This is a genomic window from Jutongia hominis, from assembly GCF_014384965.1.
Lineage (GTDB): Bacteria > Bacillota > Clostridia > Lachnospirales > Lachnospiraceae > Butyribacter > Butyribacter hominis.
In genome coordinates this window covers 117,526-137,817 of sequence record NZ_JACRSW010000027.1, presented here as the reverse complement: position 1 = coordinate 137,817, position 20,292 = coordinate 117,526, and the positions used below count along the sequence as shown (strand labels likewise).

Sequence of the window (20,292 nt, the reverse complement as noted above, 5' to 3'; positions counted from 1 at the left end):
TGATAGACACCATCGAAAACATAAGGTATTATCTCTTAGGATAGGGCAAAGAATGTATTTCTCCTTGGGACACTGATTATCAGTGGATACCTGTAATTAAGTCAATTAGTCCATTCGACAGGGTTTTATGTTTTAGCTGGTTGGGAGCCGGAAGGCTATACCCGAATAACGTGCTAGGTTGTGTACCTGCCAGGTTGGAAATGGATTCCTATCAGAAAGGAGCTATTGCTCATGTCAAACAAAATTTTCTTTAATCTCGATGATTTATTCATCTCTGTTGGTATTGATGTCGGTGCTGATTTTTCATGGATGTCTATAGCACTTCCAAACCAACAATTCGTAGGAAAACCTTACAAAATCCTACATAACAGTATTGATTCCCTTACAACCGCTGTTTCTAAAATAAAAGAAGCAGAAGAGTTATATTCTTTGGAAAGTCGCATTTTCCTCGAATCCACGGGAATTTATCATTACCCACTCTTCTGCTATCTTCGTGATAAGGGTTTTAACTGCTCGGTTATTAATCCTATCATCACTAAGAATAACACAAACATCAACACACGAAAAGTACATAATGATCGTTTTGATTCTAAAAAAGCTGCTTTAGTTGGCTTGAAACCTGATTTAAAGGTTTCGCTTATGCCATCAGACCTTGCTCTAAACTGCCATAATTCAGGCGGCAACTGATGCAAATCAGTTTGGCTACATCATAGAAAGCAACATCAAGCGTATTCGCCTTTATATCAGCTTCATACGTAAATATGATGAAGAAATCAACGGCATTCTTGAATCGCTCCATAAGCTTGTTGATTCAAATGAAGATAGCAAATTTGTCAGGCAGATTCATTTGATTGAAACATTTAAAGGTGCTGGTTTCTTGTCTGCTGTATCCATTATGGGTGAGATTGGTGACTTTTCAGCATTTTCAAAGCCCAAACAACTTTTCGCTTATTTGGGTCTTGATCCAGCAGTAAAGCAATCCGGTAAATTTGAAGGCACCAAGGTTCAAATGTCTAAGCGTGATTCTGCCATAGCTAGACGTGTGATTCACACATTAACCCTACAAAGCATCAGTATCTCCCGTAATGGAGAAGCTAAAAATCCAGTTCTTCGCGAATACTATCTCAAGAAGTGTGACTCAAAACCAAAGCTCGTAGCAATGGGCGCTGTTTCACATAAGGTATGCAATATGATATTTGCAATACTCAGAGACAACAAACCATTCAAAATCATTGCTCCTTAGGAGCATATCAAACAATACAATGCTGCCAAATGCGACATGACTGCATAAAATACTATGAACCCAATGAATCAATATCTTTCAAAAAACGATATTTTCACCAAGGGGAAAGTCCGCCCTTTTTTAGTCAAAAAACAAAATAATTTTTTTCACATCTAACTATTGACATTTATTAGCTGGACTTAATCATTCGACGATTTCCTATATGAAGAACAAATGGGCATTCTTCTTGATAGCTGATTGTCCTTGATTTCATAGGTAAAATCATAATCTGCAAGGATGAGGAGCATTGCACCGCTGCCTTTGCCATCAAATTCATAGGCAGTAGTCCCATCAAAATCCCATTTGCCGGCAAGCGCATCTGTTCTGCCGGAGCAGCCTTTACAAATCAGCACAATAATCAGAACAACAAAAAGGAGTGCTAATAACGAAACAATCACAGCTCTTTGCCTTTTTCTTCGCTTTATTGCGGTTTTGCGTGTAGGGGAGAGATACCTGCCTTTGCTTGACTGAGCTTGTCTTTTGTATTCTGTTTGATTTGATGTGCGGGCAATCCGTTCGGTGTCAGTTGGTTTTTGGGAAATTTGCCGAGGCTGCTTATTGTTTTGCTATGCTTGATTTTGAACACTATTCTCTGACGAAGGCGAAGGTGCTTTGTCAAATGTTCTGAGTATTTCTTCAATTTCTTTTTCTTGTTCGTCCATTTGATTTCTCCTTGTTCGATTTCTTTCCGAAAATCGGCAAAGCGCTTTTTTTGCCGCCTTTCGGAAAGGGACTTCCGAAGAAATCCTTTTCGTAAGGAAAAGGCGGCAGCGGAAGCTCCGCTACCGCCATCCTTAAATGGTTAGCTATCTGTTATTTCACAGATTTTCTTTTTTAGTATAAACAGTAGTTGTCACAACTCCGAAGCCGCTGACGAACAGCAGAGCGATCCACAGCCACTCATACTGTTGTCGCCGGTCTGCGGATTCTGAACATCATCCGAAGGCTTGGTGGTATCGTCAGACTTGGTAGGAGCGGCAGGTTTGGTTGCCTTCTGACCTTCTTCGATAGTCTGAGTCGTTACTGCAGAGCCACCGGCAGAATCAAAGGTAACGGTATAGTTTTTATTTCTTTGTTGTAACAGTCTTAGCTTTTGACCAGCCTGAATAAATCCTTATGGATTTGCCGTTAATCTTAACTTTCTTATAGGTGCGAACTCTTACATAATACTTTTTCTTGCCCGAAAGCTTTGAAATTTTCTTTGATACTGTTGTATTCTTGCCTACTGTTACGGTCTTAGCCTTGCTGAATTTACTTGAGGCACTGTACTGTACCTGATAGCCTGTTGTCTGTGTAGCCTGCTTCTTCCACTTTACTGTAAACTTCTTTGAACCTGCTTTAAGTGAGGAAATACTTGTTGCCTTTGGCTTGATTGTGAAATAAAGCGTCTTTGTTCCGCTGTATTTACCCTTAAAGGTAATCTTTACTGCGTACTTGCCAACATACTTTCTGCCTTTTGCATAAGACACAGTATAGTCAGTATTCTTAACAAGTGTCTTTCCTGTTCTGTCCTTAACAATAACCTTAGGTGTTCTAACCTTTCCGTTATATGTTAATGATGTTGCTTTAAGCTTTATGCTTGATGCCTTTGGAATTACTGTTGTTGAAAGAGTTTTCTTACATACCGAACAGTAATTTACTATCTTGCCGTTTGCTGTTGGGGTTGCCTTTGTTACGGTTTGCTTTGTGGTGTGGGCAATCTTAGCAATATTGCCCCAAGATGCAAGGTCGGTTATTTCCTTTGTACCGAGTACATCTTCATAGAACTTGCCACAACCTTCGCACTTGTAGTATGCTTCCTTACCGCCCTCTGTGCAGGTGGCAGCTTTCGCAGCAACCAAAGTCAGATTGTGAGTGTGCGGTACAGTTTTGTAATATCCGCAGGTGTCGCAAACATTGTCAGAACCGTAATCGTGAGCCGCTTCGTCCTTTTTGTCGTGGCAACGAGAACATTCATGCCAGTGGTTAGTATCATCAGACTTCCATTCTGTGCCTGCGGTATGTCCGAGAGCCGGAATCTTCACACTGGTTTTATCGGTAATTTCTACCGATCCTGTTGCATCTGCGAACCACTTGTCACAGCCATCGCAGGTGTAGTATGCGGAATTGCCCGCAGTAGTGCAGGTGGCAGCTTTCGCAGCAACCAAAGTCAGATTGTGAGTGTGTTCTTCGTTTTTATTTTTGTAATAATATGTAACAACCGTTCCGTCCGAAACAATAGGCTTATTCAAGCCGTCAACCTTTATAAATTCATAATCATAAAGTGTTTTTGCCGGTGTTAAATCAAGCTTTGTGCCGTATGGCACGGTAAATGTTCCGCCGGCAGTGTTTGGAATTTCAGAGCCGTCCTCAAATTTATACTGAATTGAAACGGTTGTGTAGCGCTGTGTTTCCGTATTGTCGTCTGCAAGCACATTTCCGTTTTCATCGAGCACCTGAAATGCCACGGTATCGCCGCTCTTAAGCTGTGCATCAGACGGAATTTGATAAATAAGCGAGCAACTCTTTAAGCCTGAATTAAAGTCGCTTTTGATGTGATCCAAAGCACCGAGCGGCCAGAAATTTGCCTTATCATTCCAAACAGGAATGTCAAAGGTTTGTACTGTTTGAAGCGGATTCCCCGATGAATCGGTCGCAACGCTTCCGTCGGAGTGCTTAATCCACATTTTGAATTTTAATTGTCGTGCATTTTTATCTGAAATGTTTTGAATAACAGTTCTAAGCTCGATTTTTTTACCGTTCATATTAGTATTAAATCTGCTTTTGCTGTTGCCGCTCAAAAGTCGGTCATTGCGATTATATGTGTAATTATAATATGAACTTGTTTCAAGGTCGGTAAAATCAGACGGCTTTGAATAAGCGCCCGTATATTCCTTAACCTCGGGAGTTGCAACATAAAGGTCTACATCCTTAACAAGCTGAGACATTCGCTTGAAGCCCTGCAAACGGCAAACCTCACAGAATTGATAGTTTGTGTCTCTCATTATGCACTCATAATTTGAAACAAGCATTTTTGAGCCGTAAGCATTGCGGCAGGTATATGTGTTTCTAAAACCTAAAAGCTGTCGCCATTTTATCTTTTCCGGGTCTTCAACCGAGGAAAGATTGAGTGATTTAAGTTCCTTATCGTCAAGCAAATATCCGTTACTGTATTCATCACCGAGACCGAGCAAACCGTGTCCAAACTCGTGTGCAAAAGTTTTTGACGCACGATAACTGTCTGATGGCGAAATGAAATAATGGAAGCCGTATTCACGGTTATTATAAGCACCGCCGAAATCTGATTTTGTGTTTACAACCATAGCGAACTGAGCAATATAATCGTGAACATAATAATAAGGCTCATATTCCGAACCGGACGGAATTGTGTTTGGATCACACTTTTTTTTGATATGAGCATCGTGAATTTTCTCGATAAATTCAGGACCGATACATCTCTCAAAAATATGATTTTTCCACTGACTTCCGTGGAGATTATTAGAAATAACAGGCGAATTATATTTGTCGACTATAACATCAAAGAAGGTGCTTCCACCATTGTCAAAAGTCGATTCGGAAGCTGTGCAAAGAGCGTAAACATTGAATCTGTCGGCATAACTGCGATACGGTTCATATTTCATAGCGTCCTGCCAAAGTCGTTTGACATCATTGATGAATTTGCCCTGCTGACTTTTTGTGTATCCCTCGCCGCAAACGACAACAACCATATTTTCCGTGTCGCTACGTGTTTTTTGGATGGTATAAACAGGGATGGTAGGATTAGAATATTTTCCGTCATTTGAATACCACGGGCCGAGGGTGAGCTGAATGCTTTGCTCGGTGCTGACATTCCAATCGGGATTTGCGTCCTCGGCAGGTTCCGAAATTGTATAATCATCCTCTTGCTTATTTGGAGCAGAGCCGATATAAGGACTGCTTTGTGAGCCGCTGCCGGAAGTTATAACAAAATATTCGGAATCGAGATAAAATGCAGGTCTTACGCCCAAATCGGAATACCGCGGAGCATAACGACCGACCTGACCCGATGAACTGATATAACGCATATCGTGATTGCAATCGGTAACAGGAGTGCGAAGCCAATAAGGCCAAGCCATACCGTCATTATTATACGCAACATAATAACCTTTGAGATTTTTCCACACGGCATTAGCCTGCTTTACATCAAGAAGAAAAACCTTTTCGGTTGTAGTTTCAAAATATGAACTGTCGTAGTTTGCCACCGCTTCCGAAATATCGGTGTAGTATAACAAATCCGAATTTGCGTCTCCATCAACTATGCCCTTGTTGTATTCGGGATGAGAAACGAGAGAACGCTGGGTAACGGTTTTCATTGCCGCAATTTCAGATTTTGAAAAAGCGTTGAGAAAACCCGCTTTTTCGTTGTACGCTCCCACACCGCTTACATATCCGTCTTTCGGAGGGTTGCCGCAAAGCCAATCGACTTTGCCTTCAGCTGCGGTCGAATTTAACCAAGAACGCATATTGCTGTCTTTCCAATAGTTAGAACCGTAATCATCACGCTTATAGCTTCTGCTGTGTGATTTTGAATTGCTGTTGTCATTTGTTTTGGCATCATATGCAAGGGTGTCAACAATTTTGTCTGCAAGCATAAGCGGTCCGTTATTGTCAATGCTTACACATCGCCAAAGAATTGAGGCATTGTTATACGCGCCCATTTTAACATAGTCGCCAACTTTAATATCGGGCTTTGATGCCGCCTGAATGGTCATCGGAAAAACGGAAATTGCCATGCACAATGCCAAGAATATTACGGTTATTTTTTTCGTCATTAAGGAACCTCCTAGTATAATAATGATGTAGTCAATCAAGACTACTTGGTTAATAAGTTTCTATAAATCAGATAACAGAAGAAGGGGTTCTTCCTTTATCAGATGTTATCTTAAATAATTATCTTGTCTGACGGTTCCTGATAGACACCATCGAAAACATAAGGTATTATCTCTTAGGATAGGACAAAGTTGGTATTGATGTCGGTGCTGATTTTTCATAGATGTCTATAGCACTTCCAAATCAACAATTCGTAGGAAAACCTCACAAAATCCTACATAACAGTATTGATTCCCTTACAACCGCTGTTTCTAAAATAAAAGAAGCAGAAGAGTTATATTCTTTGGAAAGTCGCATTTTCCTCGAATCCACGAGAATTTATCATTACCCACTCTTCTGCTATCTTCGTGATAAGGGTTTTAACTGCTCGGTTATTAATCCTATCATCACTAAGAATAGCACAAATATCAACATACGAAAAGTGCATAATGACCGATTTGATTCTAAAAAAGCTGCGTTGGTTGGTTTAAAACCTGATCTAAAGGTTTCTCTTATGCCATCTGATCTTGCCTTAAACTGTCGTAACCTGTGTCGCGAATACTATGATCTAATGGATAACCGCAGTGCTTATGTGAATAAGCTTCAGGGCGAATTACGCATGGCGTTTCCTCAGTATCTTGGCATCTTTTCCAAGGTTACTATCAACACTTCTCTTACATTGTTGGAAACTTATACATCTCCATCAGCTTTTCTTGAAGCAGACAAGCAAGAGATTATTGATATCATCAGATCAACCGCTCGCTTTGGGCTTACATATGCTCAAAATAAGTATAATGCCATAATTCAGGCGGCAACTGATGCAAATCAGTTTGGCTACATCATAGAAAGCAACATCAAGCGTATTCGCCTTTATATCAGCTTCATACGTAAATATGATGAAGAAATCAACAGCATTCTTGAATCGCTCCACGAGCTTGTTGATGCTAATGAAGATGCTGACTTTGTCAAGCAGATTCATTTGATTGAAACATTCAAAGGTGCTGGTTTCTTGTCTGCTGTATCCATTATGGGCGAGATCGGTGACTTTTCAGCATTTTCAAAGCCCAAACAACTTTTCGCTTATTTTGGTCTTGATCCAGCAGTAAAACAATCCGGTAAATTTGAAGGCACCAAGGTTCAAATGTCTAAGCGTGATTCTGCCATAGCTAGACGTGTTATTCACACATTAACCCTACAAAGCATCAGTATCTCCCGTAATGGAGAAGCTAAAAATCCAGTTCTTCGTGAGTACTACCTCAATAAGTGTGGCTCAAAACCAAAGCTCGTAGCAATGGGAGCTGTTTCACATAAGGTATGCAATATGATATTTGCAATACTCAGAGACAACAAACCATTCAAAATCATTGCTCCTCAGGAGCATATCAAACAATACAATGCTGCTAAATGCGACATAGCTGCATAAAATACTATGAACCCAATGAATCAATATCTTTCAAAAAACGATATTTTCACCAAGGGGAAAGTCCGCCCTTTTTTAGTCAGAAAACAAAATAATTTTTTCTCATTTAATTATTGACATTTATTAGCTGGACTTTATTTTTATCCCTACTTCTCATTAAAATTTTTTCTTTTCGGGAAATCTTTTTTACGAAAGCAAAACCCGACAATTCTTTCTGCCGAGTTTGGCGTTAATCAATTATACTCTTTTTCCTTATCATTCACAATAGTTTTTTCGCGAAATCAAAAAAACTCCTATTCACCCGATTGTTTCTATACAACCGGGCAAAAAGGAGTTTTATATTATGCTATGCGTATTAATCATCACCCTGTAAAGCATCAAATCCTACTTCACCGGTACGAACCTTTACAACATCCTCCACATCAAATACGAAGATCTTACCATCACCGATATTACCTGTATAAAGTACTTTCTTCGCTGTCTCAATGACCTCGTCAACAGGAACTGCGCTGACAACAACTTCGATCTTGATCTTAGGAAGTAATACAACATCCAGTTCCGCACCACGATATTTTGTCGTCATACCCTTCTGTGTACCACAGCCAAGTACCTGTGTTACAGTAAGACCACTGACACCGATCTCATTCAATGCATACTTCAGATCATCAAACTTGCTCTGCTTACAAATAATTGTAACCTTAGAAAGTTTAGGTGCATTGGTATCGACTTCGACCGGCTTTTTCGTAGCCGCAGGAGTTGTTCTCTTAACCACTTCTATTGCTTTGTCAACCGGAACATCACCAAGTAATGTCTCAATTGATGTACCTGCTGAGTAGAACATATTGCCGGCTGGCATAAAGTCTGCATAAGCAGAAGATAAACCATGTTCTTTTACATCTAAGCCCATTAATTCTTCTTCTTCTGATACACGAAGGCCTACGGTTGCTTTGATCACTAAGAATACAATTGTGATCGTTACTGCTGTCCATGCTGCTACGGAAAGAATACCAACACACTGAAGTCCTAACTGCTTAAATCCACCGCCATAGAACAGACCATTGATCTCACTGCCCGGAGCAGTCTTTGTTGCGAAAAGACCTGTTGCAAAAGTACCCCAGATACCATTCATCATATGTACGGCAACTGCACCGACCGGATCATCTACTTTCAACTTATAATCTAATAACCATACACCAAATACAACCAAAAGTCCTGCAACTGCACCGATCACGGTTGCGCCCATTGCATCTGTTACATCACAAGGAGCCGTGATTGCTACCAGACCTGCTAAAGAAGCATTCAGACACATTGAAACATCAGGCTTACCATATTTGATCCATGTAAAGATCATACATACTACTGTTGCGATTGCCGGAGCGATCGTTGTTGTTACGAAGATGGATGCCAACTGATCTACAGATGTAGCAGCTGCACCGTTAAATCCATACCAGCCAAGCCAGAGGATAAATACACCAAGTGCACCGATTGTTAAGTTATGACCCGGTATAGCATGTGGCTTTCCTGTTCTCTTACTGAACTTACCAATACGAGGTCCGAGGATTGCTGCACCGATCAATGCTGAGATACCACCTACCATATGGATTGCACATGATCCTGCGAAGTCGTGGAAACCTAACTGGGATAACCAGCCACCGCCCCAGATCCAATGTGCTTCTACCGGATAGATAAATGCGGAAATCACTGCTGAATAAATACAATATGATAAGAATTTTGTTCTTTCTGCCATCGCACCGGATACGATTGTAGCGGTTGTCGCACAGAATACTAAGTTAAATACAAAACTTGACCAGTCAAAATCCTTATAAGAAGTAATAATGTCAAATCCCGGTTTACCGATCAGACCGACAAAATCTTCACCTAATAATAAGCTAAAACCGATAAGAATGAACATTACTGTACCAATACAGAAGTCCATCAGATTCTTCATAATAATGTTACCTGCATTCTTTGCTCTGGTAAAACCAGCTTCCACCATTGCAAATCCTGCCTGCATCCAGAATACCAATGCAGCACCGATCAGGAACCACACACCAAATATTACACTGTTAGCATCCATAATAATTGCCTCCTTCATTATCCACTATCGTTTCATATTTTTCCCAATTAACTCCGGCATTTCGCCAAGATCATTCGGTGTTCCAAAAAGGGACTTTCTGTTCTTTTTCAAGTCTTCCTTTCTGGCTTTTCATAAATTGTTGTCCGGACATATTATGAAAGCTGCGTCATAATCTCATTCTTTTTATCAGTATGAAATTCCAATCGCATATCACGCATCTTTTCAGAGTGCTTTTACTTCAAGTAAAACAGAAAAGGTGCCACGGAACTCCGTGACACCTTTGTCATACTCATTATTATATACAAAAGTTTTCATCTGTCAACAGTTATTTTTTAATTTTTTTGATTTTATTTTACTTAATGATATTAAGAATATCCACAAAAAGCAAAAAAACGGTATCTGACACGCTGTCTTTCTATGCCTGTTTTTTCAATTCAGTAAAAACAATTCAGCCCTTTATTCACTCTTTTTAAAATCCATTTTCTTGTTGTTATCCATCATATATTTTGCAAACTGTGTGGCATATTCGATATGCTTTGTCGATGTTGCGATCCCAAGAACCGGTTTGTCTAACTGACCGCCCATCTGACGATATTTCTGACTGTCACTTAAATAAATACCGCAATTATATTCTGTCTTATCACTGGCTTTTGTATCAGAGGCTTCTGTCTTTGTATTATTCAAAATATCCTCACCGGTGATATATTGCGTCTTGAATTGGTATTTTTCATCATAGTTTTTGTAAAAAGCAACTTTTTTACTTGTATTGGAATCAAAAAAATACTCTGATTCCCCCCACTTTTGGAATGTCTTTTCGTCCGCAATCAAAATATCAGCCGTTCCGGCATAAAAATAGGCCTGAAGCTGCTTATCATCCGGTGAGACATCAATTTTTACAACTTCATCTTTTGGATCCATGCCAAGATATTTGCCGATCGCACTTTCTAAGGCAGGCACATCTTCTTCATTGATAATATCTTTTTGTACCGCAATATAAAGGGAGGTCGCCGCTTTCTTTGTCGCTGCCTGAATCGCCCCTGCTATTAACAAAACCGCAACCACAATGACAACGATCAATCCTTTTAAATAATATTGCTTAAAATATTCCCATTTTCCTTTTTTCGATAAATTTTCCACATCCTCACGATTCGTTTCTTCTGTCCGCTTACGATAAATCTCGGATTTATCATTCTTTAACTTTTCCTGATCTTCTTTGGAAAATTGCATTGCCATATGAGATTCCTCCTTTGCATATTAATGTACTCTCGGAATTTTCTGAACAAAAAATTCGAGAGTACATATTATATTGACCTATGGAAAGAAAGTCTATCGCACCTCTCTTGATTTATCTACCCAAATAATTCGCATTCTTTTCTAATACTTTTTATAGGATCATTCCATAAATATACAGGACAAAATAAAACACAACCGAAAGTCCGTTGACAACCGATGCGATCGTCGGAAACAATGGACGGATATTTTCCTGATGCAGGCTTGCCCATGCCGCTAAAAAACCGATTCCACTAATGATGATACAAATAAAGCCACCGAGACCGATCAACAATCCGGCTTTTCCTTGTTGTGTTCCGGAAAGGATACAAAAGGCGAAAAACAAAACAATAGAAAGAAAGCCAAGCCCGGTAGCAATAATTGCTAACATCGGATGCTTTTTATCTGTAAGATGTAATGATTTTTTATTTCTTCTCTTTTTGCTCATAAAAACCCTCTTTTCCTTTTTTGTGTTGTTTTTTTCTATGTTTTGCATAGATATGATATGCCTTTTTACAGATACAGAACCCTGCATAACCGATCATTCCGCCACAAGTATTCAAAATAATATCATCGACATCACAGGAACCAAGCTTTGATACGAGCTGTACCAGTTCCACGCAAAGCGATGCCAATGCACTGATCAAGGTGATCCGAAAGAAGCCCCATCTATGATTTGATAAGATCGGTAATACAAAGCCTAACGGCATAAAACAGATCACATTGCCTGCAAGATTTAACATAACATACAAAAACCCGATCGTATCTATATAATTCAGATATCTCTTGATCTCAGCAAGCGGGACCAAATTATAATGATATGTCCGGCTTGGTGTTCTGCCAAGCTGCTCGCTGAAAAAAAGAAAATATACCATCATAAATAAATAGATAATAAATCCCATCCAGGACAGAATATGAAGCATTCTTCTATGTTTTTTCTTCATGATAATCCCCGTTTCTATCTTCTTCTATTTCATACTGCCTTTATACAGTTTCCGGCATATACAATGCCGGAAACTGTATAAAGGCAGTGCCAAATGAAATCCAGCACTGCCTACATCTTTTGCTTATTTTGTATTATATACCATTGTCTTAACTTCGTAAAGAGCTTATTTACGCAAAGAAGCTCCCATTTCTTCTAATGTGGTAATGATCTTATTCATAGCATTTGTTACTTCCTCATCTGTTAAAGTACGGTCTTTTGCACGGAATACGATCTTATATGCGAGAGACTTATAACCTTCCTGGATCTGTGCACCTTCATAAACATCAAAAAGTTCATAACTTTCAACTAATGTACCTCCCTTTTTACGGATCACTTCTTCTACCTGACCGGCTAAAAGCTCTTTCTTCATCATCAGACTGATATCACGCGTCATTGCCGGGAATTTAGCAACTCCGGTGTATTTGACAGCTTCTTTTGGCATGGCGATCAATTCAGCAAGATCCACAACCGCAACATATGCTCTCTGACCGATTGCAAAATTCTTTAAGACAGTTGGATGAACTTCACCAAAATATGCGATCTCTTTTCCTTCATATATAACTTTAGCCTGTCTTCCCGGATGTAAAAAGCTCTTCTGTGCTGCAGGATCATATGTTACCGTACCTTTGAGGCTTAAACGTGTTAAAATCTCTTCGATCACACCTTTCATCGCATAGAAATCACCTTCTCCATACATTCCCATAGTAAGCTGAACACGTTCATCCGGAAGTTCTGTTAATGGAAGCTGCTTTGGAAGATAAACATTGGCAAGCTCATACAGACGCACATCTTTATTACGGCGATTATAGTTTGTTGCCAAAGATGTCAGCATGCCTCCTAATGCGGAAGTACGCATCACGCTGTAATCCTCACCAAGCGGATTGTTGATCACAATGCTCTTTCTAAGCACATCATTCTGTGCAAGATTTAACTTATCATATACTTTCGGACTTTCAAAAGAATAGGTCATTCCCTCGCAGAAACCATATGCTTCTACTACATTGCGGACTTTATTTTCAAGGATCAGCTTATCTGACAGTCCACCCATCGTGGCCGAGCTGGAAGGAAGTGTCATCGGGATCTTATCATATCCGTAAAAACGTGCTACTTCTTCCGCAAGATCTGCAAGACGCTCTAAATCCTGTCTCCATGTCGGGATAAATACTTCTTTCTTCTCACGGTCAACCGGAAGATCGATCTTTTCAAAATAACCAACCATTTCATCTTCTGAAATATCTGTACCAAGTAATGCATTGATCTTTTCTACACTATATGGAATTGTAAATGGCTCTTTCTTGACCGGATAATAGTCAATCGCACCACCGACAACAGTTCCTGCACCAAGTTCTTCGATCAACTGACAAGCACGATCCATTGCTTCCATTGCATTGTTTGGATCAAGCCCCTTTTCAAATTTTGCCTGTGCATCGGTACGCATACCAAGTTTTTTACCGGATAGGCGGATATTAGTTCCATCAAAAGTAGCCGCTTCAAAAAGCATGGTCTGAACATCATCTGTGATCATAGAGTTTTCTCCACCCATGATTCCGGCAATACCGATCGGCTTTTTACCGTCACAGATCATCAGCATGGTATCATCTAATACTCTTTCCTGACCATCTAAGGTTGTAAACTTCTCATCTTTTTGTGCTCTGCGCACTACGATCTGGCTGTCTTCAATCTTATCCAGATCATATGCATGCATTGGCTGTGCATATTCTTCCATCACATAGTTGGTAATATCAACGATATTATTGATCGGACGAATGCCAACAGAAGCAAGTCTTCTTTGCATCCATTCCGGAGAAGACGCAAGCTTGATATCTTTTACCACACGGGCTGTATAACGTGAGCAAAGCTTGTTATCTTCTACTTTTACTTTGATATAATCATTGACATCTTCATCATTACCTGTCTTTGTAACAACCGGTGGCACAAAGTCTTTTCCGAAAGTAGCTGCTGCTTCTCTGGCGATACCAAGCATACCAAAGCAGTCTACACGGTTTGATGTGATCTCATATTCAAAAGAAACATCATGTAATCCTAAAAGCTCTATTGCATCGGATCCGACCGGTGCATCCTTATATTCAGGATTATCACTCAGGATGTAAATGCCATCTGCTGCCGCATCAGGATACATATCTGTCGTTGAGCCTAATTCGTCAATCGAACACATCATACCAAAAGAGTCTACTCCACGAAGTTTTCCTTTTTTGATCTTCATTCCATTTTCGGCTGCTCCGTCTTTGTGCGTAGCAGCAACACGACCGCCATCTAATACAACAGGCACTTTGTCTCCTTCTTTGACATTCGGTGCTCCGGTAACGATCTGTACTTCATTTCCTTCTTCATCAATCTGTACCTGGCAGATCACAAGTTTATCTGCATCAGGATGTTTCTCAATCTTATTGATCTTTCCAACAATGATCTTGTCTAAGTTTTTATCAAATTCCGTAAATCCTTCTACCTTTGTTCCTGAAAGTGTCATCGCATCTGTATATTCCTGTGCTGTGCAATCCAGGTCCGGTACATATGCTTTAATCCATGATAACGATGTATCCATAATTTCCTCCGTTCTGAAATGTGTTCCATTCTGCTTTCTTTTCTCTATACGCCTTACGCTAATACAATCAGCATACTGCATTTTTACCGATCCTGTTCTAAATTACTTTGTCAATCGCTTTAGCAAACGGAACCATTTTCCTATTCATTTATACTGTCTTTTCTGTCTTTATTAGAACTGTTTTAAGAATCTTGTATCATTTTCATATAACAGTCTCATATCATCAATTTCATAATTAAACAAAGCAATACGCTCTAAGCCGATACCAAAAGCAAAGCCGGTATATTTCTCCGGGTCGATCCCGCTCATTTCTAAAACATGAGGATGAACCATACCACATCCTAATATCTCAACCCAACCGGATCCTTTACAGAAACGACATCCTTTTCCACCACACTTAAAGCATGTAACATCCATTTCTGCACTAGGCTCTGTAAACTGGAAATGATGTGGACGGAATTTAACTTTTGTGCCTTCACCAAAGAGACGGACCGCAAATTCCTGTAACGTTCCTTTTAAGTCAGCAAATGTGATATTCTTATCAATAACAAGTCCTTCTACCTGATGGAATGTCGGTGAATGTGTTGCATCAACTTCATCCGAACGGAATACGCGTCCCGGTGCGATCATACGGATCGGAAGCTTTCCTTTCTCCATTTCATGTACCTGAACCGAAGAAGTCTGGGAACGAAGCAGAATATCTTTAGTGATATAGAATGTATCCTGCTCATCTTTTGCCGGATGGTTTGCCGGAATATTCAATGCTTCAAAGTTATAGTAATCATATTCTACTTCCGGTCCTTCCACAACCTGATACCCCATTCCTACGAAGATATCTTCTACTTCTTCTAATGTGATCGTATTCGGATGACGGTGTCCCTGTGATAATTTCTTACCCGGAAGGGTTACGTCGATCGTTTCACTCTTTAACTTTTCTTCTAATAATTTCTTTTCAAAAGTTTCTTTCTTCTCTTCTAATTTTGCTTCAATCTTAGTACGTGCTTCATTGACTAACTGACCGACTTTCGGTCTGTCTTCCGGAGCAACATCCTTCATTCCTTTTAAAACAGATGTCAATTCTCCTTTTTTCCCAAGAAAAGCAACACGGATATCATTTAACTTTTCTAACTCTCCTGAAGCTTCAATCTGCGATAACGCTTCATCCATAATCTTTGATAATTTTTCTTTCATGATCATATATCCTTTCATTTGATTTTCCCACAAAAAAAGGCTGGCTGCTTCAGGCAGCCAACCTTTCTTTGCGATACGCTACAGCCTGTGCCGGCAGGGACGAATTTCTCCGCGGTACCACCCTGCTTCTTATGTGTACGATCGTATGATCGTGAATCATCATAAACTCTTCTTTACAGATAACGTTCTGTCTACGGCATCTCCTACACAGATTTCCTTCAAAGATGCGGCTTGCATGGGAATTTCATTTTATCCGGGAACACAAGAATGCTTTCAGCCGATGACATTCTCTCTCTTCATGAATCGGATCAAACTACTATACATGTTCATAGCCGTTGACTTATTTACATTTCATTACTTTATCACATTTCTTTTAACATTGCAACAATCTTTTCAAAATGCATTCCGTGAGAAGCCTTCACTAAGATCGTATCTCCTTCTTTGACAAGTGAAGGCAGCATTTCCATCGCTTCTTCCTTTTGTGCAAAATAAAAGACACTTGTCTCTTTACCTGCTTTTTCTAATGCATTTGCAATCTCTTTTGCTAAAGAACCGACGCATATAAACAGATCAATACCTTTTTGTACAGCATATTCTCCTACTTCATAATGCATTTTTCTCTCTTTTGTGCCGAGTTCAAACATATCACCAAGAATGGCAACTTTTCTTCCGGAAGCATCGGATAAGACATCAATCCCTGCTTTCATCGAAACGGGATTGGCATTATAGCAATCATCGATCAACGTAAAATGTGCTGTTTCTTCAATACTGCTATGTCCTCCTACCGGGCGGAATGCACGAATGCCCTTTGCGATCTCTTCTGTTGTCATTCCCATATCCAGGCCGATCGCAATCGCTGCTAATGCATTAAGCACCATATGCTTTCCCGGTACCGGTACAGTCACTTCAAACTGTTCGTCCGGCGTAACAACCATCATTTTTGTTCCTTTTAGTCCAAGATTTTCAACCTTTTCGGCACGCACACAGTTGTCTTTCCCATTGCCAAAGAATGTGATCTGTCTTTTTCCATCACTCTGAACCGTGATCAGTTTATCATCGTCACCATTCAGATAAATATGACCATTCGGATTCATATGAGTAAAGATCTCTGTCTTTGCTTTTAAGACACCATCCCTGTCATGCAGGTTTTCCAGATGACACTGTCCGATGTTTGTGATCACACAACTGTCCGGCTGCACCATCTTTGTCAATCGTGTCATTTCGCCAAAATCACTGATTCCCATTTCAACAATTGCGATCTCATGCTCTTTTCTCAAACGAAAAAGAGTTAAAGGTACACCAACTTCATTATTAAAGTTACCTTTCGTCTTTAGCACATGAAAATGCTGTGATAAAACTGAGGCGATCATTTCTTTTGTCGTTGTCTTGCCCACACTTCCGGTAATACCGACCACTTTTACCGGGCACAAGGTCCTATACAGTTCAGCCATGTCTTTTAATGCCTGATAGCAGGAATCCACAACAATATAAGGACGTGTCTTGTCTTCTGGTTCTTCTTCCGACATACAGCATAATGCACCATCTGCATACGCACCATCAACAAAGGTATTGCCATCGACACGTTCTCCTTTGATCGCTACAAAAAGGCTGTTTCTTTCCACGGTTCTGCTATCAATCGTTACCATGGATATTTCTTCGCTTTTTGCACTTTCATTTCCAAAGTATCTGCCATGACACACTTTTGCAATCTTTTCTAATGTCATTTTCTGCATCGGAGAAGTCCAGACAGGGAGCATATCACTCTGTGAATATTGCCCGCTCTTATTTATTGTTTTTTTTTTGCCTTCGTACTTTTTTAAAGCAATTCCAATGATCTGTTCACAAAGTTCTCCGTATTCCACACCTACTGCCTTTGCTTCCTGTGGCAGAAGACTTGTCGGTGTCATACCCGGAAGAGTATTTGCTTCAAGACAATACATGTTGTCATTTGCATCTAATAAAAAATCAATACGGGCATAGACTTCCAGCTTGAGGATATGATATACCGCAACTGCATACTCCTGCATTTTCTTTGTCAATTCTTCTGACAATTCTGCCGGGCAGACATCATTTGCCATACCGGACTGGTATTTTGTCTTATAATCATACCAGCCTGTCTTCGGAATGATCTCAATGATCGGAAGACTTTTCCCAGCGATCACACCAACCGAAAATTCACGGCCTTTGATAAACTCTTCTACCACCAGCTCTTCTTCATAAGCAAAGCCAACTTCTAATGCTTTCTGATACTCTTCTTCATTATGGGCAATACTTACACCAACGCTTGATCCGCCACAGCAAGGCTTGACAATGCATGGATATCCGATTCCCGCCGGGACTGTTGTTTCCTGACCTTTTGTAACACTAAATCCTTTTGGTGTCGGAATCTGTCCTGTCATAAAAATTTTCTTTGCCATTCCTTTATCCATCGCAAGAGCACTGCCAAGATAACCGGAACCGGTATAACGGATTCCTAACACATCAAATGCCGCCTGTACTTTACCATTCTCTCCATCTGCACCATGCAGTCCCATATAGACAATGTCTGCTGCTTTACAGATTTCTATTACATTTGGTCCAAAAAAGCAACTGATATCATCGGTACGCAGCTTCTTGATCTTTTCAATATCAGGATCTTCCGCCTGAATCGCGGCTTCACCCGGAATCAAGGAGTCTTTTTTATCAAAAATCGTATGAATGTCATATTCCTTCGGATAGCCTAAAAAAACATCCAGCAAAATCGCCTTGTGTCCTCTGGCACGGAGTGCTTCACACACTTTTGTACCGGATATAATAGAAACATCTCTTTCTGTACTTAATCCACCGGCTAATACTACAACTTTCATAATCATCCTCATTTCTCATTTTATTTTATAAGCATTCCTTTACATTAAACCCGCTCTCGAGTCCTAAAAGGTAAATGTAAAGTTCTCTGTCACTTACCTTTCTTTCGGACTCATTATATCTTACCACTACTTGCATGGTCGTGCAATCAGAACGGTACAGCTTGTATGATAATCGTAGTGTACAACTCTTCCATAACTGCTGCTTGCAGATACATTCTTGCCATTTCCGACATACATTTCAATATGACTGATATTACGATATCTTCCATTTTTTTCATACGAATAAAATATCAGGTCACCCGGAAGCAGTGTTTTATATGATGCTGCCTTTTTAAATAATACCTTTTTATGGTTGGTACACCAGTAACCAATGCCTGCTGCTACCGGCGACCATCCTCTTCTCTGTCCGAAATACTGTCCGTATTGACGATACACTCTTGATACCAATGAACTACAATCATAATACTTCTTTGACATTCTTCTTGCCTGGCTGTATGTTGTCTTTCGCTTTGATATCTGAATTGCCTTTCTCGTTGCCTGATATGCCTTTTTCTTGGCGATCTGTACAAGGACACGGAATGTCTTTCCATCCGAAGTCACCTCAATATAACCATATCCGACTTTTTTGGCCTTGATCTTTCCGCTTTTACTGATCGTCATTAATTTTTTATTCAGAGAACGGAATGAAATCTTACTATACCCTTTTTGTAAACCTGCAATTGACAGATTCTTTGATGCACCTTTGTACATCGCAACCGCATTTTGTGTAAATCTTGGGTTTGATACGATTACATCAATCTCTACCTGCTTTCCGTCTACAACAAGATAAAGCTTAACAATACCTGCTGCCTTCGCATAGATTGTATTATTATTTTTAAAATATGCTTTTGTTCCTTTTGGCTGTGTATTCTCTATTGTACTGTATGCACTGCACCCACGCAGCGATACCTGTTTGGAAAGTCCTTTTGCCAGAATCACTCTTTTTTGTGTAAAAGAAGGATTTGTTACAATAAATTGCATAGGAAGATCTGCCGTATCATCATTTGCAGCAGTAAAACGTACTGTGATATTGCAAGTGCCGACTTTCTTTGGAACTACTGCTTCTGCAGCATCCGCTATTGCTGTATTGTCAGAAATATAAGAAATTTTTTCCGAACCCAGTGCGGTATATCCAAGCACTTCTGTCTGATATGGTGTGGTATTGACTGCTCGTGCAACAACCGCATTCTTTAAAGACAATGCTTCCACCGTGATCTGAGCAACCAAAAATGTCTTATTATTTTTTGTTACATGGACATCAACCGTTTTCAGACCTCTTACTACAACCTGATAGTCCTGATTAAATACCGCTCCCTGATTGGAAAACGTATATTTCTCCTGATAAGGATTGTAATAATCAAATGCGGCAAGACGAGTAGCGGAACCATATGCCATGGTCAGCTTTTCCACTTCATGAACAATGATCATAACCTGACAATCCAGCGTTTCTTCTTCATTTTTTATTGAAACAAGTGTGATCTGTGCAGTTGTGGTACCGGCATTCTTTGCCTCTAGAATATGTTTGTTACTAACTACAATGCTGTTGCTGTTTTCCGGTGTCACGATCGTTATTTTTTGAATCCGGTAGGTTGGATCAGAAATCTCTTCGTCCATATCTACGCTTGCACCGGCATACATATGAAGTGTTTCATGTGCCAGAACACCCTGTGCTGCACTTACTTTTGCTGTCCCGCTAAATCCAAGAACAAAAAATATTCCAAGCAGTATACATAAAAATCCTTTTGTTTTTTGATACATTTTTCTCTTCCTCCTGTTATGGTAAATTTAATAGT

Annotated in this window: 11 protein-coding genes, 3 pseudogenes and 1 other annotated feature; of the genes and pseudogenes, 2 read left to right on the top strand and 12 right to left on the bottom strand. The window is 39.9% G+C overall.

Translation table 11 applies throughout. The annotated features are described in order from the left end of the window. Window positions 1–231: 231 nt before the first annotated feature. Window positions 232–1,243: pseudogene (locus H8700_RS12615) on the top strand (IS110 family transposase). Between the two features lie 179 nt (window positions 1,244–1,422). On the opposite strand, the gene H8700_RS06110 reads toward H8700_RS12615, so the two are convergent. The 3 genes from H8700_RS06110 to H8700_RS06105 form a co-directional block, all read right to left on the bottom strand. Continuing rightward, a complete protein-coding gene (locus H8700_RS06110; protein WP_249304324.1) occupies window positions 1,423–1,680 on the bottom strand; it encodes a DUF5640 domain-containing protein in 258 nt (85 codons plus the stop codon). Window positions 1,681–2,135: 455 nt separating this feature from the next. Continuing rightward, complete coding sequence (locus tag H8700_RS12555; protein WP_155219561.1) at window positions 2,136–2,366, bottom strand: InlB B-repeat-containing protein; 231 nt, start codon at window positions 2,364–2,366, stop codon at window positions 2,136–2,138. Further along, the gene (locus H8700_RS06105; protein ID WP_249304322.1) at window positions 2,347–6,072 is read right to left on the bottom strand and encodes a M64 family metallopeptidase; all 3,726 of its coding nucleotides are present in this window, start codon (window positions 6,070–6,072) and stop codon (window positions 2,347–2,349) included. The genes H8700_RS12555 and H8700_RS06105 overlap by 20 nt, the downstream gene beginning before the upstream one ends. Before the next feature lie 194 nt (window positions 6,073–6,266). Here H8700_RS06105 and H8700_RS06100 point away from each other — a divergent pair. Continuing rightward, a pseudogene (locus H8700_RS06100) lies at window positions 6,267–7,532 on the top strand (IS110 family RNA-guided transposase). Between the two features lie 352 nt (window positions 7,533–7,884). Here the strand turns inward: H8700_RS06100 and H8700_RS12190 are convergent. The 9 genes and pseudogenes from H8700_RS12190 to H8700_RS06050 all read right to left on the bottom strand — a co-directional run bounded on the left by H8700_RS12190 (window position 7,885) and on the right by H8700_RS06050 (window position 20,257). Beyond that, a complete protein-coding gene (locus H8700_RS12190; protein WP_283242214.1) occupies window positions 7,885–9,606 on the bottom strand; it encodes an ammonium transporter in 1,722 nt (573 codons plus the stop codon). A gap of 456 nt (window positions 9,607–10,062) precedes the next feature. Further along, the gene (locus H8700_RS06085; RefSeq protein WP_249304316.1) at window positions 10,063–10,839 is read right to left on the bottom strand and encodes a hypothetical protein; all 777 of its coding nucleotides are present in this window, start codon (window positions 10,837–10,839) and stop codon (window positions 10,063–10,065) included. Between the two features lie 151 nt (window positions 10,840–10,990). Further along, the gene (locus H8700_RS06080; protein WP_249304314.1) at window positions 10,991–11,323 is read right to left on the bottom strand and encodes a DUF6142 family protein; all 333 of its coding nucleotides are present in this window, start codon (window positions 11,321–11,323) and stop codon (window positions 10,991–10,993) included. Next, window positions 11,301–11,819, bottom strand: a complete 519-nt coding sequence (locus H8700_RS06075; protein WP_249304311.1) for a VanZ family protein — start codon at window positions 11,817–11,819, stop codon at window positions 11,301–11,303. The genes H8700_RS06080 and H8700_RS06075 overlap by 23 nt, the downstream gene beginning before the upstream one ends. Window positions 11,820–11,984: 165 nt before the next feature. Next, window positions 11,985–14,423 carry a phenylalanine--tRNA ligase subunit beta gene (pheT, locus tag H8700_RS06070; protein ID WP_249304309.1) on the bottom strand — a complete coding sequence of 813 codons (2,439 nt, stop codon included), beginning with the start codon at window positions 14,421–14,423 and terminating at the stop codon, window positions 11,985–11,987. A gap of 171 nt (window positions 14,424–14,594) precedes the next feature. Beyond that, window positions 14,595–15,614, bottom strand: a complete 1,020-nt coding sequence (gene pheS / locus H8700_RS06065; RefSeq protein WP_022142568.1) for a phenylalanine--tRNA ligase subunit alpha — start codon at window positions 15,612–15,614, stop codon at window positions 14,595–14,597. Between the two features lie 92 nt (window positions 15,615–15,706). Further along, window positions 15,707–15,953, bottom strand: a binding site (T-box leader). A gap of 23 nt (window positions 15,954–15,976) precedes the next feature. Beyond that, on the bottom strand, window positions 15,977–17,347 hold the full coding sequence (locus H8700_RS12450) for a UDP-N-acetylmuramoyl-tripeptide--D-alanyl-D-alanine ligase (protein ID WP_249304760.1): 1,371 nt from the start codon (window positions 17,345–17,347) through the stop codon (window positions 15,977–15,979). 93 nt (window positions 17,348–17,440) lie between these two features. Then, a pseudogene (locus H8700_RS12445) lies at window positions 17,441–18,460 on the bottom strand (D-alanine--D-alanine ligase family protein); the annotation flags it as partial. 126 nt (window positions 18,461–18,586) lie between these two features. Next, entirely contained in the window at window positions 18,587–20,257 is a 1,671-nt protein-coding gene (locus H8700_RS06050; protein ID WP_249304306.1) for an NlpC/P60 family protein, read from the bottom strand. Window positions 20,258–20,292: the final 35 nt, after the last annotated feature.